Below are 14,192 nucleotides of genomic sequence, written 5' to 3'. Positions count from 1 at the left end.
GGAAAGCTCACTAGTGACCGCCACGGACCGCTCCATCGAGCTCATCAAGGTCGCCGCACAGTCGGCCGCCGACAAGCTCGCGCACGACATCATCGCGTACGACGTCAGCGACGTGCTGTCGATCACGGACGCCTTCCTGCTCGCCTCCGCGCCCAACGACCGTCAGGTCAAGTCGATCGTCGACGAGATCGAGGAGCGGCTCAGCAAGGAGCTCGGCGTCAAGCCGGTGCGCCGCGAGGGCGACCGCGAAGCCCGCTGGGTCCTCCTGGACTACGTGGACATCGTGGTGCACGTCCAGCACAGCGAGGAGCGTGTTTTCTACGCCCTCGAGCGCCTGTGGAAGGACTGCCCCGAGATCGACCTCCCCGCGGACGCCGTCGCCACCCGCGGCAAGGCCGCCGAGCACGCCGAGCAGCGCGCCGCGGAGGAGGCAGCCGACCTGGACGGTGAGCTTCGGTGACCAACCGCGGCTGCCGGATCATCCTGTGGCGGCACGGCCAGACGTCCTGGAACCTGGAGCGCCGCTTCCAGGGCTCCACGGACATCGAGCTGACCGACACGGGTGTCGGTCAGGCCAGGCGCGCCGCCCGGCTGCTCGCCTCGCTGAAGCCGGACGCCATCGTGGCGTCCGACCTGAAGCGGGCGGCGGCCACCGCGAACGAACTCGCCGCCCTCACCGGCCTCGCCGTCACGCACGAGGAGGGCCTCCAGGAGACGTACGCCGGTGAATGGCAGGGCCTGACGCACGACGAGATCATCGCGCGCTTCGGCGACCAGTACACCGCGTGGAAGCGCGGCGAAGCGGTGCGTCGCGGTGGTGGCGAGCTCGAGACCGAGGTCGCCGACCGTGCCGCGCCGATCGTGCTGCGCCATGCCGAGAAGCTGCCGGAGGACGGCACGCTCGTGGTGGTCAGCCACGGCGGCACGATCCGCACCACCATCGGCCGCCTCCTCGGCCTGGAGTCCCACCACTGGGAGGGCCTCGGCGGGCTCTCCAACTGCTGCTGGTCCGTGCTCGGCCAGGGCGCGCGGGGCTGGCGCCTCCTTGAGCACAACGCCGGCACGCTGCCGGAGCCGGTGCTCGGCGACGACGATTAGTCCGCCCTGGGCCGGGCGGGTGCGAGAGCCGCTGGTCACAGGGCCCGGGAGGGCCCGTCACCCGGATTTCACATTCCGGCTCGTCGCAGGCTAAAGTTCTTCTTGTTCGCCCGCCGAGCGGGAGGAACGCAAGGGGCTATAGCTCAGTTGGTAGAGCGCCTGCATGGCATGCAGGAGGTCAGGAGTTCAATTCTCCTTAGCTCCACAATCCGGATCCCGTCCTCATCAGAGGGCGGGATCCTTTCGTTCCCGCAGGTCCTTCCGCTTCCGGGGGTCTGAGCCCGCGCAGCTCGGCCGCCCGCGCGCGGCTCTCCTCGTCGTCCGGGGTGTACGCGACGATCCTGCACTCCGGCATGCCGTTGATGGACAGCGAGACCGACGTCATCCGCAGCTCTCCGACCGCCTCGTGCCGGAACGTCTTCACACGCGGCCCCGGCGGCGCCACGTCGCCGCTCTCCCACAGCTCGGCGAAGTGCGCGCTGGCGGCGGACAGGCGGCGTATGAACTCCTCCCAGGCGGGCTCGCCCACATGCCGTCCGTACGAACTGCGCAGCGTCGCCACCATCACCGGCAGCTCCTCGTCGCGGAAGACCAGCGGACAGACGGGGTCGGGCGCGATGAACAGCGTCCACAGCACGTTCGGCGCCCCGAAGGCCTCAAGCTGCGGGACGAAGAACAGGTCCCGGTAGGCGGGGTTGGTGGCGAGGATGTCGTACCGCTCGTTGTAGACCACTGCCGGGTGGGGGTCGAGGGCGTCGATGATGCCCTGGATCTCCGGGCCGACGGCCGCGGGGGACGAGGTCCTGCGGTCGGGCTCGTACGGAACCTCGGCCAGGTGGTACAGATGCTCGCGCTCCGGCTTGTCGAGGCGGAGCGTTCGCGCCACGGCGTCCAGGACCTGCGCCGAGGCGTTGATCGGGCGGCCCTGCTCCAGCCACGTGTACCAGGTGACGCCGACTCCGGAGAGCTGGGCGACTTCCTCGCGGCGCAGGCCGGGCGTGCGGCGGCGCAGGCCCGGCGGCATGCCCACGTCGGCCGGTGTCACCCTGGCCCTGCGGCCGCGCAGGAAGGCGGCGAGCTCCGGCCTGCGTCGCTGAGTCGTCCCCATCGTTGTCACATCCCCCATCGTCGGCCCTCGCCCCGGGCCTTGCCAGGTGCTGCCAGTACCAGCATCAGCGGGCTCTCGTTACCCGTACCAACTCGCCGTCACGCTCGGTGCCATGACAACGACCACCCCGTCCACCACCCCGTCCGGCGCGGCGGATCCCGCTGGTTCGAGCCCTGATGCGGACCCTGCGTTCAGTAAAGCCCCCGGCACTGACAATCGCCCCGGGCGGCTGCTCGCGGTCCTCATCGCCGCGCAGTTCATGGCGCTGCTCGACGTCTTCATCGTCAATGTCGCGGCGCCCACCATCCGCACCGAACTGGGCACGTCCGGCGCCGGGTTGCAGCTGGTGATCGCCGGATACACCATTACGTACGCCGTGTTCCTGATCACCGGCGCGCGGCTCGGTGACCGCCTCGGGCACCGTCGCGTCTACCTCTTGGGCCTCGCGGTCTTCACCGTGGCGTCGCTCGCCTGTGGACTCAGTCAGGGCACTGGCGAGTTGATCGCCTTCCGGCTTTTGCAGGGTGCGGGTTCGGCGCTGCTCATCCCGCAGGTGCTCAGTCTGATCCAGCGCAACTTCACCGGCGAGGCGCGGACGAAGGCGCTCGGCGCGTACTCGGCCGTGCTCGCCGTCGGGGCCGCGGCTGGGCAGGTGCTCGGCGGGGTTCTGGTCAGCGCCGATCTGTTCGGCACGGGATGGCGACCGGTGTTCCTGGTGAACGTGCCGGTCGGCGTGGTCCTGCTGATCACGGCGGGGCGTGTGCTGCCGCGTGACGCCGCCCGGGAGCCGGGGCAGGGGCCACGCGCGCGTGGGCTCGATCTGCCGGGGCTCGTGCTGCTCGGTGCCGTCGTCTCGCTGCTCACCGTGCCGCTGGTGCTCGGGCAGCAGGAGGGCTGGCCGCTGTGGTCCTGGCTCTCGATGGGCTCCGCGGCGGTGCTCTTCGCCCTCTTCCGCGCGTACGAGTCCCGGCTCGCCCGCGGCGGCGGTGCGCCGCTGATCGCGCCGGGGGTCCTGCGCATCCCCGGCATGGGCCTCGCGGTCTTCCGGATCGCCGCGGTGATGGGGGTCAACGCGGGCTTCCTGTTCGTGCTCACGCTGCACGTCCAGGGCGGGCTCGGCTACAGCGCGCTGCGCGCGGGGCTGACGTTCGCGCCGACCGCGGTGGTCTTCGGCGTGGTCGGCCTGACGTGGCGGCACTGGCCGGCGGTGCTCCAACGGGTACTGATTCCCGGCGGGTTCACGCTCACCGCGGTCTCGGCGGTCGCCGTGGGTGTGCTGCTTCGGGACGGCGGGGAAGGCGGACCGTGGCTGTATGTCGCCTTCGTGGGTATCGGCGCCGGTCTCTCCCTCGGGTTCAGCCCCACGCTGACCCGGGCGCTCTCCACGGTGCGGCCCGAGGACGCAGCGGACGCCAGCGGCCTCCTCTCGACGGTCGCGCAGCTCGGCCAGCTGATCGGCGTGGCGTGTTACGGCGCACTTTTCCTCAACCGGCTTGAGTCACAAGGGGCTCCGGAGGCGTATTCATCCGCGGACGCGCTTCTGGTGTGCGCGTACGCCCTGGCCGGGGTGGCCGCACTGGGCGCCGTGTCCGGACTGGTACGACGGCGTCGCTGACCGGGTCGCTCAGGCCGTGGCAGAATCGGACAGCCGGAAGGGGACCGCACCAGACCACCGAATGTGACCCGACGGGAGGGAGAGCGATGCCTTCGAGCATCCTCGATGGGGCCGAGGGCCCCGTCGCAGTGGCCGCGCCGCGACGCGCTGCCTCTCCCTTCGCAGCGATCGCCCTCCTCACCTGTCCGTCCTGCGGTTCGTCCCATGTCGCCCAAGTTCTCGGCGACAACGGCGGTGTCTCGTACGTGTGCACGGCCTGCGGCCACAGCTGGAGCTGATTGATGGGTGCACACAGGCGGAAGTGCGACTGGTGCGGCAGTGGTACGCCGATCGTCCGCGACATGGAACCCGTCAACCCGGACTACCAGTACTGGTGCGAGGAGTGCGCGCGGGCGCTGATCATAAAGGGCGACCCCATCGAGACGTACCGCGAACTCGAAGGGGAGCCGATCTATGGCCGGCTGCTCGACGAACACTGCACACTCAAGCGCTTCTACTCCTTCGCCACGGCTTGATCTCGCTTGATCCACAGGCGGGTGCGGCGTCCGGCTCCTTGCAGCAGGAACGCGAAAGCGGTCCCTACGTAGAGGGCGGACAACGTCATCTCGCCATAATTCTGGCCGAGTTCAAGCCGCCCCACGCCGTGCGGAACCCACCACAGGGCGTACGAACAGAAGACGAGGACCACGGCGCCGGTGGCCGCCCACCGGGCCCGGCCGCCCCGGCGCACCGCCTCGGTCCACACGAGCAGGGCCATCGGCACGCACCACACCCAGTGGTGCGACCACGACACCGGGCTGACGAGGAGCGCCGTCGCCGCGCAGCTCACCGCCGCCCTCGCGCGCTCCCCACGCAGCGCCTCGCGCACCGCGACCGCGAGCCCGAGCACGCCGGCCGCCGCCGCGGCCACCGCCCACCAGATGCCGGGCTCCGTGGTGTGCAGGAGCCGTGCGAGGACCCCGCGCAGTGACTGGTTCGCGGTGTCCTCGGGAAGCCCGACCCGGCCCGCCTCGAAGACCATCCGGGTCCAGAAGCGCCGGGAGTCGTACGGCAGGACGGCGGCCGCGAGCAGCGTCGCGCCGGCGAACGAGACGGCCGCCACGCACGCACGGCGCACGGGTACGCGCCACTGCCCCCGCCGCACGGCCTCGGCGGCACCGGTGATCAGCAGGAACACCGCGAAGAGCGCGGGAGTGAGCTTGACCGCGGCCGCGATGCCGATGCCGAGGCCCGCCCAGCGGTGGCCGGGGCGCCGGGACAGGTCCCACAGGACCAGGACGGCGAGCAGCAGATTGATCTGGCCGTACCGCAGGGTCGTCCACACCGGCTCGGCCCAGACCGCGAGCGCGGACACCCACAGGGCGGCCTCCATGCGCGGGACGGTCTCCACGCGCGCGTGCCCGATGTGCGGGACGGGTCCGACGAGACGGAGAGCGAGGTGCGTGAAGGTCACCAGGAGGAGCAGATTCCCCAGCGTCGCCAGCGTGCGCATGTCCGCCGTGTCCAGGAGCGTCAGCGGAGTGAACAGCAGGGCGGCGAACGGCGGGTAGGTGGTGGGCAGATGGGCCTCGGTGGTGCGCAGCGCGTAGAGATCGCCGCCCGCGCGCACGGTCTCGCCCTCGGCGCGGTAGACCATCAAGTCGATCATCGAGACGTCCGCGGCGCGCTGCGCGAGCCAGAAGGCCGTGAAGGAGAGCAGGCACACCCCGGCGGCGAGGGGCACGCGGTGGCGGGCGCCGACAAGCGCGATCACGGTCACGAAGGCTGACAGTACCGGCCGTATCCGTACAGACCGGAAACGATTTGGTGGAGCACGGGGAGGACCGTGTAATGTTGGCGGAGCCGCCGGGGAAACCGGGCGGACAGGCAAGGGGCTATAGCTCAGTTGGTAGAGCGCCTGCATGGCATGCAGGAGGTCAGGAGTTCAATTCTCCTTAGCTCCACAGCAGATGAGAGCGGGCCACCCGGATCGGGTGGCCCGCTTATCTGTGTCTCGACGACGGTTCACTGACGTCCGCTGCCGAGCGCCCTGCGGCCACGGCCTCTGCCCGGCGGCAGTGCGAGCGGCAGTGCCGTGCGCGGCGAGGGCACGGACGGGTCCTCCTCGATGCGCAGGGCGAGCGCGGGGCAGCGGCGTACGGCACGCTCGGCACGCGCTTCGGAGTACCGCGGTACGGACGCTTCCGCTACTCCGGGGAAGCCGTCGGGGCCCAGCTGGATCAGCTCGGGGACGATGTCCGCGCACAGCCCGTGGCCCTGGCAGAGCGTCCAGTCGACGGCCAGCCTGCGGCCACTGGGGGCCTCGCCCTGCGGGGTTTCCGCCTGGAGCGGCAGGACGCCCTCCACGGGGCGGCCGCAGCCGCCGCCCAGGACGTGCGCGGCGAGGTCGTCCGTGAACGCGGTGATCGTGGACTCGATGAAGGCCGCCGTACCGTCGGGGTGCTTGCAGGCGCCGCGTCGCTTCACGGCCCGTGTCACCTCGCGCAGCGCCTCAAGGGCGGTGGGACCGCCGCCGTCCAGGACGTCGGCGAGTCCGCGGGCCGCCGCGGGAAGGCCCAGGTAGCAGGGGCCGCACTGTCCCGAGCTCTCGGAGGCCAGCCAGTTCGCCACATGCAGTGCCTCCCCGAGCGGGCAGGTCCCGGCGCCGATCGGCAGGATCGCGCCCGCGCCGAGCGCGCCGCCGCAGGCCTCCAGGGAGGCGCGTGAGACGACCGCGTCATGAGCGGTGACCGCGTCGAGCCACTTGCCGTGATAGCCGCCCGTCAGGACACCCTGGGGGAGCGGCGGGGCGCCGGCCAGCTGCAGGACGTACCGCAAGGGCACTCCCGTGGGGACCTCGACCACCATGGGTCTGGCGACGGCTCCGGAGACGGTGAGCAGCACCGTGCCCGGCTCGTCCCGCAGGCCGGTGCGGCAGTAGCGGTCGGGGCCGATCCGGGCGGCGACCGCGAGCTGGGCGAAGGTCTCCGCGTTGGACAGCAGCGTGGGCGCGCCGCCCACTCCGGAGTCGGAGGTGTGCACCTTGCGCCCCGGCGGCATGGGCGGGCCGCCGTCCGCCGAGCGCACCAACGCCGACGATTCGCCGGTCACCATGCGCACCGGATTGCGCTGCACGCGCGCGCGGATGCTCGATCCGCGCCGGTTGGTCAGGCCGCGCTCGGCGAGCGCCGCGAGCATCGAGGACTCGGTGGAGTCCCGGGTCACGCCCACGACGAGCGTGCGGGCGCCCAGGGCCTCGGCGGCAAGGAGAGCGCCGTCGAGGATGAGGTGCGGGGCGCGGTTGATCAGGACGGTGTCCTTGCGGCAGGCGGGTTCGTCCTCGCTGCCGTTGATGACGACCACGGGGCGCACGCCGCGACGTATCGCCGCGTCGGCGACCGAGCGCAGCTTCTTGGCGAAGGGGAAGCCCGCGCCGCCCCTGCCGCGCAGCGAGATGGCCTCGGAGAGGGTGGCGAGGGACTCCCCGGCCATCGGTTCGAGCGGGCCGTGCACCTTCAGGTGCATCGCCAGATCGAGGCGCTCGACCAGATCGAAGCCCGAGGTCAGGAGCGGAAGCCCGACGACTCGGACTTCGGGGACGTCGGGCAGCGACGCGTTCACTTGGGGCCTCCGGTGGCGGCGTTCCAGGGCTCGCCCGAACTCGGCGCCTGGAAGGTGTGGGGCAGCGGTTCAGTGGCGGGGCCGCTGTCGTACGGGGCTTGGTACGGGGCCTCGTACGGGGGGTTGTGGGCCGCGCCGTACGGCGGGTCGTACGTGGTGTCGTAGTCGTACGCGGTGTCGTACGGGATGTGAGGGGCCTCGGCCGGGGGAGGCGGGGACGGGGACGGCCAGCGGGGCGGCGGGGGGTCGGTGAGCGGCAGGACCTCCGTGGGCTGGTTGCTGGAGGCGAGGACGCGGTAGGCCGCCGCGATGCCGACCACCGGGGTCGGGTCGGGCCCGGGTTCGGGGGCACGGCCGGGAGCGGCGGCCGTGCCGGGGAGCGGGGACTCGGTGGTGTCCCGGCGGACGGGCTCTCTGTTGCGGGCCCTGCCCTCGGTTTCGAGGAGGGCAAGGATCCGGGCGGCCACCTTCCGCTTGATCGGGAGCGGGGCGGCGCGCAACGCGACCGCGCCCGCGACGGCGACCAGGCAGAGGCAGTACAGGGCGGTCACCCACGCGCTGGGCGGGCGTCCCGCGTACAGGCCGTGGATCAGCGCCGAACACCAGGCCGGGTAGGCGAGCATGTGCAGCGCGCGCCAGCGCGACGCGACCTGGGCCGGCGAGGCGAAGGCGCTGCGCAGGGCCCCGGTGACGCCTGTGACCACCATGAGGAGCCCGGCGAGCGAGCCGAGGCCGATGAGCCCGTCGCTGCCGGAGAAGCCGAGCCCGAAGGGGATGAGGGCGCCGACCGGAGAGACGTGGTCGAGCGCGAGCTTGATGGTGGCGTGGAGCAGGAGGAAACCGATGGAGGCGACGGCGGTGGCCCGGTGCACGGCCTGGGCGAGCAGTCGCTGACGGGAGTGCAGGAAGAGCCGGTCCGTGGCGACCAGGCCCCAGACGACGGCGGAGGTCAGGGAGACCAGGGACAGGACGCCGGTGGTGAAGTCGAGTGCGGCGCGGAAGGCGTCGCTCCCGATGACCACGAGCAGGGGTATCAGCAGCAGTGCGGCGGTGGTCAGGACTCCACGCGTGGCTCTGCTTGGTTCGGGGAATGCTGCGAACGAACGGCTCTTGCGGTCGGTGCGGCTTGCGCGGCTCTTGCGATGAGGATTCAGAGGGTTCATGGGGGCGACTCCGAAATGGCTCGATCGCCGCATGCTAAGTCGCCGCATACCAGTGAGTACGAGGTTTGAGTTATTGCGTTGTTATCTAAACGCGATGCGATCTTGGTGTTGCCCCGATAGCGGTCGGTACGCGGAGTAACCCTTGGCCAAAGGTGGAGCGCCGGGCTTCCCGTGGGCCTCGGGGCGGCGCGGAGTGGTGCGGGGGAACCTCGTCGCGGGCGGCGCGAGCGCTGCGGTACCCTGACGCCATGCGTGCCGTACGCCTTCTGCTTAGCGGGCCGCGCTGATCAGTCCCGACCGCCGGAAAATCACGGTCGGCATCGGCGCGGCGTCCCCTCCTGTGTGAGGGGATTTTTCATTTGGCCAGGACGGTCATTTCCGCAGGCAGAGACGATCGATGGAGCTTTGAGGATCATGAGCGAGACGAATTCTGCTGCCGCCTCCGAGGTGGCCGCACCGCACCGCTACACGGCCGCCCTGGCCGCCGACATCGAGGCACGCTGGCAGGACTTCTGGGACGCCGACGGCACGTACGAGGCGCCGAACCCGAGCGGTGACCTGGCGCCGTCCGCCGAGGCGTCGGCCGCGCAGGCCGCGCTGGTCGCCAAGCCCAAGAAGTTCATCATGGACATGTTCCCGTACCCCTCCGGCGCCGGCCTGCACGTCGGCCACCCGCTGGGCTACATCGCCACGGACGTCTACGCGCGCTTCCAGCGCATGACGGGCCACAACGTCCTGCACACCCTGGGCTTCGACGCCTTCGGCCTGCCCGCCGAGCAGTACGCCGTGCAGACGGGCACGCACCCCCGGGTCTCCACCGAGGCCAACATCGAGAACATGAAGACGCAGCTGCGCGGTCTGGGCCTGGGCCACGACAATCGCCGCTCCTTCGCGACGATCGACCCGGACTACTACAAGTGGACCCAGTGGATCTTCGTACAGATCTTCAACTCCTGGTACGACGAGGAGGCGAAGAAGGCCCGTCCGATCGCCGACCTGGTCGCGCAGTTCGACAGCGGTGAGCGTGCCGTACCGGGCACCACGCGCGCGTGGAGCGAGCTGAACGCCGCGGAGCGCGCTGAGGTACTGGGCGAGTTCCGCCTGGCATACGCGTCCGACGCGCCCGTCAACTGGTGCCCCGGCCTGGGCACCGTCCTGGCGAACGAGGAGGTCACCGCCGACGGCCGGTCCGAGCGCGGCAACTTCCCCGTCTTCAAGGCCAAGCTGCGTCAGTGGAACATGCGCATCACGGCGTACGCGGACCGCCTGCTGGACGACCTGGACGGCCTGGACTGGCCCGAGGCCATCAAGCTGCAGCAGCGCAACTGGATCGGCCGCTCCGAAGGCGCCCGCGTCGACTTCCCGGTCGGCTCCGAGGACGGCGACGCGATCACCGTCTTCACCACCCGCCAGGACACGCTGTTCGGCGCCACCTACATGGTCCTGGCGCCCGAGCACGAGCTGGTCGACAAGGTCGTCCCCGACGCCTGGCCCGAGGGCACCCACGAGACGTGGACCGGCGGGCACGCCACCCCGGCCGAGGCCGTCGCCAAGTACCGCGCGTTCGCCGCCTCCAAGTCCGACGTGGAGCGCCAGGCCGACGCCAAGGAGAAGACCGGCGTCTTCACCGGCGTCTACGCCACCAACCCGGTCAGCGGCGAGCAGGTCCCGGTCTTCATCGCCGACTACGTCCTGATGGGCTACGGCACCGGCGCGATCATGGCCGTCCCGGCGCACGACAGCCGCGACTTCGCCTTCGCCCGCGCCTTCCACCTGCCGATGCACTGCGTGGTCGAGCCCTCGGACGGCCGCGGTACCGACACGGCGACGTGGGACGACGCCTTCTCCTCCTACGAGGCGAAGCTGGTCAACTCCTCGAACGAGGAGATCTCGCTGGACGGCCTGGACGTCGCCGGTGCCAAGGCACGGATCACCGGCTGGCTGGCCACGCGCGGCATCGGCGAGGGCACCGTCAACTTCCGCCTGCGCGACTGGCTGTTCAGCCGCCAGCGCTACTGGGGCGAGCCCTTCCCGATCGTCTACGACGAGGACGGCGTCGCCCACTCGCTGCCCGAGTCGATGCTGCCCCTGGAGCTGCCGGAGGTCGAGGACTACTCCCCGCGCACCTTCGACCCGGACGACGCGGACACCTCTCCGGAGACGCCGCTGTCCCGCAACGAGGACTGGGTCAACGTCACCCTGGACCTGGGCGACGGGCCCAAGAAGTACCGCCGCGAGACCAACACCATGCCCAACTGGGCCGGTTCGTGCTGGTACGAGCTGCGCTACCTGGACCCGCACAACGACCAGAAGCTGGTCGACCCGGCCGTCGAGCAGTACTGGATGGGCCCGCGCGAGGGGCAGCCGACCGGTGGCGTCGACCTGTACGTGGGCGGTGCCGAGCACGCGGTGCTGCACCTGCTGTACGCCCGCTTCTGGTCGAAGATGCTGTTCGACCTGGGGCACATCTCGTCCTCCGAGCCGTTCCACAAGCTGTTCAACCAGGGCATGATCCAGGCCTACGTGTACCGCGACAGCCGCGGCTTCCCGGTCCAGGCGACCGAGGTCGAGGAGCGCGACGGCCAGTACTTCTTCGAGGGCGAGCCGGTCAAGCGCGAGCTGGGCAAGATGGGCAAGTCCCTGAAGAACGCCGTCACTCCGGACGAGATCTGCGAGGAGTACGGCGCGGACACCCTGCGCCTGTACGAGATGGCGATGGGCCCGCTGGACGTCTCGCGCCCGTGGGACACGCGCGCGGTGGTCGGCCAGTACCGCCTGCTGCAGCGCATGTGGCGTCTGATCGTCGACGAGTCGACCGGTGAGGTCACGGTCGCGGACGTCGCGGAGTCCGACATCGCCGAGGGCACGCTGCGCGCCCTGCACAAGGCGATCGACGGCGTGCGCCAGGACCTGGACGGCATGCGGTTCAACACCGCCATCGCCAAGATCACCGAGCTGAACAACTACCTGACCAAGGAGGGCGGCACGCTGCCGCGCTCGGTCGCCGAGCGCCTGGTGCTGCTGATCGCTCCGCTGGCCCCCCACGTCGGCGAGGAGCTGTGGCGCAAGCTGGGCCACACCGACTCGGTCGTCCACCAGGACTTCCCCGTCGCCGACCCGGCGTACGTCGTCGACGAGACCGTGACCTGCGTCGTGCAGATCAAGGGCAAGGTCAGGGCGCGCCTGGAGGTCTCCCCGTCGATCTCGGACGAGGAGCTGGAGAAGGTGGCCCTGGGGGACGAGAGGGTGCTGGCCGCGATGGACGGCGCCGGGATCCGCAAGGTCATCGTGCGGGCGCCGAAGCTGGTGAACATCGTTCCGGCGTAGCGCCCGGCGCGAGGCACGCGAGGCACGCGAGGGGGCATGAGGGTAGTCCCCTACGGGCAGGTTGGGGGTTCCGTTGGAACCCTCGGCCTGCCCTTTGCGTTTACCGTTGAAGAGTCGGTGCGGAACTCGCCGCAGGACCTGGGAGGAGCGTCATGGAAGCCGTGGGCGTGATCGTGGCGCTGCTCGTATTGCTGTTCGTGGTCTTTGGTGCGTACATGACGGTGAAGGCGGTCGGCGCCGCCAAGCGTGGCGTGGACCGCACGATCTCGCAGGCGCGCCGTTCGGTGGAGGACACGACGCTGCGCGCCAGGAGCTTCGCCCAGGTGGGCGCGGCCGGCGAACTGGCCCAGTTGCGGCTCAAGTTGCGCACGTCGATGCGGGCCACACAGGAGGCCCTGCAGGCGGGCGTGGTCGAAGACGCCTCGCTGAAGGAGTCCCTGGGGCTCTTCGAGCGGCTCAGCACGCATGGGCACGAGCTGGACGACGACCTCCGGCGCCTTGAGCGCGACCCCGACAAGACGTCCCTGGCCGCGCGGCTCCCCGCGCTGCGGGAGCGTACGGAGCAGATCACCAAGTCGGCGGACTCGCTGCGGTGGGCGGTGCGCGACCGGTCCCACCGGTTCGCCGACGACGACCTGGACTCGCTGAGCTCGCAGATCGACCTGGAGACGGGCGCGCTGCGGCACTGGACGAAGGAGCCCTCGCCCACGCAGACGCCCGCCGCGTGGCCCGAGCCGGAGCAGGCGGCGGACGCGGGCAAGGGTGCCGAGCAGACGTGGACGGAGCCGTCGGAGCAGGCGGAACAGGCGAAGCGGTCCTCATCGCCGGCGGAGGAGTCGGCGCGGCCGGCCATCACGCCGCCGACGCCGCGGCCCGTCTACTCCTGGGAGAAGCAGACCAGGCCCGAGAGCACGACGTGACCGCGGGGGCGACTGCGCGGGCGACTGCGCGGGCGACCTGGCACGGCCGGGAGCGCGGCTGGCAGACTGACCCGCGAGGGGTCGGGCTGCCGCCGTCGGGCCCAGGCAGGTAATCTCCACCGCATGTCCCGTCATGTCGCGATCGTCACGGATTCAACGGCCTATCTGCCGCAGCGGACGATGGAGCGGCACGGCATCACGTCGGTACCTCTGACCGTGGTCATCGGCGACCAGGCGCTCGAAGAGGGCACCGAGATCTCCGCCCGCTCCCTGGCCCTGGCGCTGCAGAAACGGCGTTCCGTGACCACATCGCGGCCGAGCCCGGAAGTCTTCGCGGAGACCTATCGCAAGGTCGCCGAGTCGGGCGCGACGGCCATCGTCTCGCTGCATCTGTCCGCCGAGTTCTCGGGCACGTACGACGCGGCGGTCCTCGCCGCGAAGGACGCGCCGGTGCCTGTGCGGGTGGTGGACACCGGGATGGTCGCGATGGCCCTCGGCTTCTGCGCGCTCGCGGCGGCGGAGGCCGCGGAGTCGGGCGGCTCGGTGGACGAGGCGGTGACGGCGGCGGAGAAACGGGCCGCGAACACGTCCGCGTACTTCTACGTCGACACACTGGACTATCTGCGCCGTGGCGGCCGGATCGGCGCCGCACAGGCCCTGTTGGGCTCGGCGCTGGCCGTGAAGCCCCTGCTTCAGCTGGACGGCGGGCGCATCGAGATGCTGGAGAAGGTGCGGACGGCGTCCAAGGCGATCGCCCGGCTCGAGGAGATCGTGGTCGAGCGGGCCGGGTCGAACCGCGTCGACATCGCGGTGCATCACCTGGCGGCCCCGGAACGGGCATCCACCCTCGCGGACCGCCTCAGGGACCGGGTACCAGGCCTCGCGGAGCTGCATGTGAGCGAGGTCGGCGCGGTGATCGGGGCGCATACGGGGCCGGGGTTGTTGGGGGCTGTGGTTTCGCCCTGGTGAGGGGCGTTGAGTGGGTGTGGGTGACGGAGTTATCCACAACTCCCGGGTAATCCACGGGAATTGACCAAGATCAACTTAATTGTGCCGCGGTGCCTAGCGTCGTTGGCATGACACTTCGATCACTTTCACGGAAACCTGCCGCGACGAGCGGACCAGGGCGAGCCCCCGCGTCCGACGGCCGCGCGCGATACCGCCACGCCCGCAGGAGGGCGGCCCGGCGCAGACATGCCTCGGCGGAAGCGCAGGCGTTGCGGCGGCGCGCGGAGTCACTCTTCACTGCCGGGCCTGAAGGGGCCGGTGATGGAGGGGGATTGAGGTCGGGCGCGCCGCCGGATGTACCGCTGGGGGCGGGGTCCGGGCTAGGGCTTGAGCTTGGGCCGGTCCGGGAGCAG

At 70.9% G+C, this 14,192-nt stretch carries 12 protein-coding genes and 2 tRNA genes; 10 read left to right on the top strand and 4 right to left on the bottom strand.

Features of this window, described 5'->3' with window-relative positions:
- Positions 1-13: 13 nt before the first annotated feature.
- The 3 genes from rsfS (at position 14) to E5671_RS18050 (ending at position 1,303) form a co-directional block, all read left to right on the top strand.
- Positions 14-460, top strand: coding sequence for a ribosome silencing factor (gene rsfS, locus E5671_RS18060; protein ID WP_160504993.1), 447 nt, complete (start codon positions 14-16; stop codon positions 458-460).
- A complete protein-coding gene (locus E5671_RS18055) occupies positions 457-1,098 on the top strand; it encodes a histidine phosphatase family protein (protein WP_160504992.1) in 642 nt (213 codons plus the stop codon). Before rsfS ends, E5671_RS18055 begins: the two co-directional genes overlap by 4 nt.
- Before the next feature lie 132 nt (positions 1,099-1,230).
- Positions 1,231-1,303: transfer RNA gene (locus tag E5671_RS18050), tRNA-Ala, on the top strand.
- On the opposite strand, the gene E5671_RS18045 is transcribed toward E5671_RS18050, so the two are convergent.
- The gene (locus tag E5671_RS18045; RefSeq protein ID WP_237330186.1) at positions 1,295-2,206 is read right to left on the bottom strand and encodes a helix-turn-helix transcriptional regulator; all 912 of its coding nucleotides are present in this window, start codon (positions 2,204-2,206) and stop codon (positions 1,295-1,297) included. The genes E5671_RS18050 and E5671_RS18045 overlap by 9 nt on opposite strands.
- Positions 2,207-2,318: 112 nt before the next feature.
- On the opposite strand from E5671_RS18045, the gene E5671_RS18040 reads away from it, so the two are divergent.
- The 3 genes from E5671_RS18040 to E5671_RS18030 all read left to right on the top strand — a co-directional run bounded on the left by E5671_RS18040 (position 2,319) and on the right by E5671_RS18030 (position 4,336).
- Positions 2,319-3,821, top strand: coding sequence for an MFS transporter (locus tag E5671_RS18040; protein WP_202121160.1), 1,503 nt, complete (start codon positions 2,319-2,321; stop codon positions 3,819-3,821).
- A gap of 86 nt (positions 3,822-3,907) precedes the next feature.
- The gene (locus E5671_RS18035) at positions 3,908-4,099 is read left to right on the top strand and encodes a hypothetical protein (RefSeq protein ID WP_160504990.1); all 192 of its coding nucleotides are present in this window, start codon (positions 3,908-3,910) and stop codon (positions 4,097-4,099) included.
- A gap of 3 nt (positions 4,100-4,102) precedes the next feature.
- A complete protein-coding gene (locus E5671_RS18030; protein WP_016643127.1) occupies positions 4,103-4,336 on the top strand; it encodes a hypothetical protein in 234 nt (77 codons plus the stop codon).
- On the opposite strand, the gene E5671_RS18025 is transcribed toward E5671_RS18030, so the two are convergent.
- Entirely contained in the window at positions 4,315-5,580 is a 1,266-nt protein-coding gene (locus E5671_RS18025) for a glycosyltransferase 87 family protein (protein WP_336605781.1), read from the bottom strand. The two genes, E5671_RS18030 and E5671_RS18025, sit on opposite strands and share 22 nt — an antisense overlap.
- Positions 5,581-5,691: 111 nt before the next feature.
- Between E5671_RS18025 and E5671_RS18020 the strand changes: the two genes are divergently transcribed.
- Positions 5,692-5,764, top strand: a tRNA-Ala gene (locus tag E5671_RS18020).
- A 61-nt stretch (positions 5,765-5,825) separates the two neighbouring features.
- Here the strand turns inward: E5671_RS18020 and E5671_RS18015 are convergent.
- Both E5671_RS18015 and E5671_RS18010 read right to left on the bottom strand, forming a co-directional pair.
- Positions 5,826-7,421: an NADH-ubiquinone oxidoreductase-F iron-sulfur binding region domain-containing protein gene (locus E5671_RS18015; RefSeq protein WP_160504988.1), complete on the bottom strand. Its 1,596-nt coding sequence runs from the start codon at positions 7,419-7,421 to the stop codon at positions 5,826-5,828.
- Positions 7,418-8,584, bottom strand: a complete 1,167-nt coding sequence (locus tag E5671_RS18010) for a hypothetical protein (protein WP_237330185.1) — start codon at positions 8,582-8,584, stop codon at positions 7,418-7,420. The genes E5671_RS18015 and E5671_RS18010 overlap by 4 nt, the downstream gene beginning before the upstream one ends.
- 414 nt (positions 8,585-8,998) lie before the next feature.
- On the opposite strand from E5671_RS18010, the gene leuS reads away from it, so the two are divergent.
- The 3 genes from leuS (at position 8,999) to E5671_RS17995 (ending at position 13,800) form a co-directional block, all read left to right on the top strand.
- A complete protein-coding gene (leuS, locus tag E5671_RS18005) occupies positions 8,999-11,911 on the top strand; it encodes a leucine--tRNA ligase (RefSeq protein WP_160504987.1) in 2,913 nt (970 codons plus the stop codon).
- Between the two features lie 152 nt (positions 11,912-12,063).
- The gene (locus E5671_RS18000) at positions 12,064-12,831 is read left to right on the top strand and encodes a hypothetical protein (protein WP_160504986.1); all 768 of its coding nucleotides are present in this window, start codon (positions 12,064-12,066) and stop codon (positions 12,829-12,831) included.
- 123 nt (positions 12,832-12,954) lie between these two features.
- A complete protein-coding gene (locus E5671_RS17995; protein ID WP_160504985.1) occupies positions 12,955-13,800 on the top strand; it encodes a DegV family protein in 846 nt (281 codons plus the stop codon).
- Positions 13,801-14,192: the final 392 nt, after the last annotated feature.

The sequence above is a fragment of the Streptomyces sp. BA2 genome (assembly GCF_009769735.1).
In the GTDB taxonomy this organism is placed as follows: Bacteria; Actinomycetota; Actinomycetes; order Streptomycetales; family Streptomycetaceae; genus Streptomyces.
This window is presented reverse-complemented; position numbering and strand designations above follow the sequence as displayed.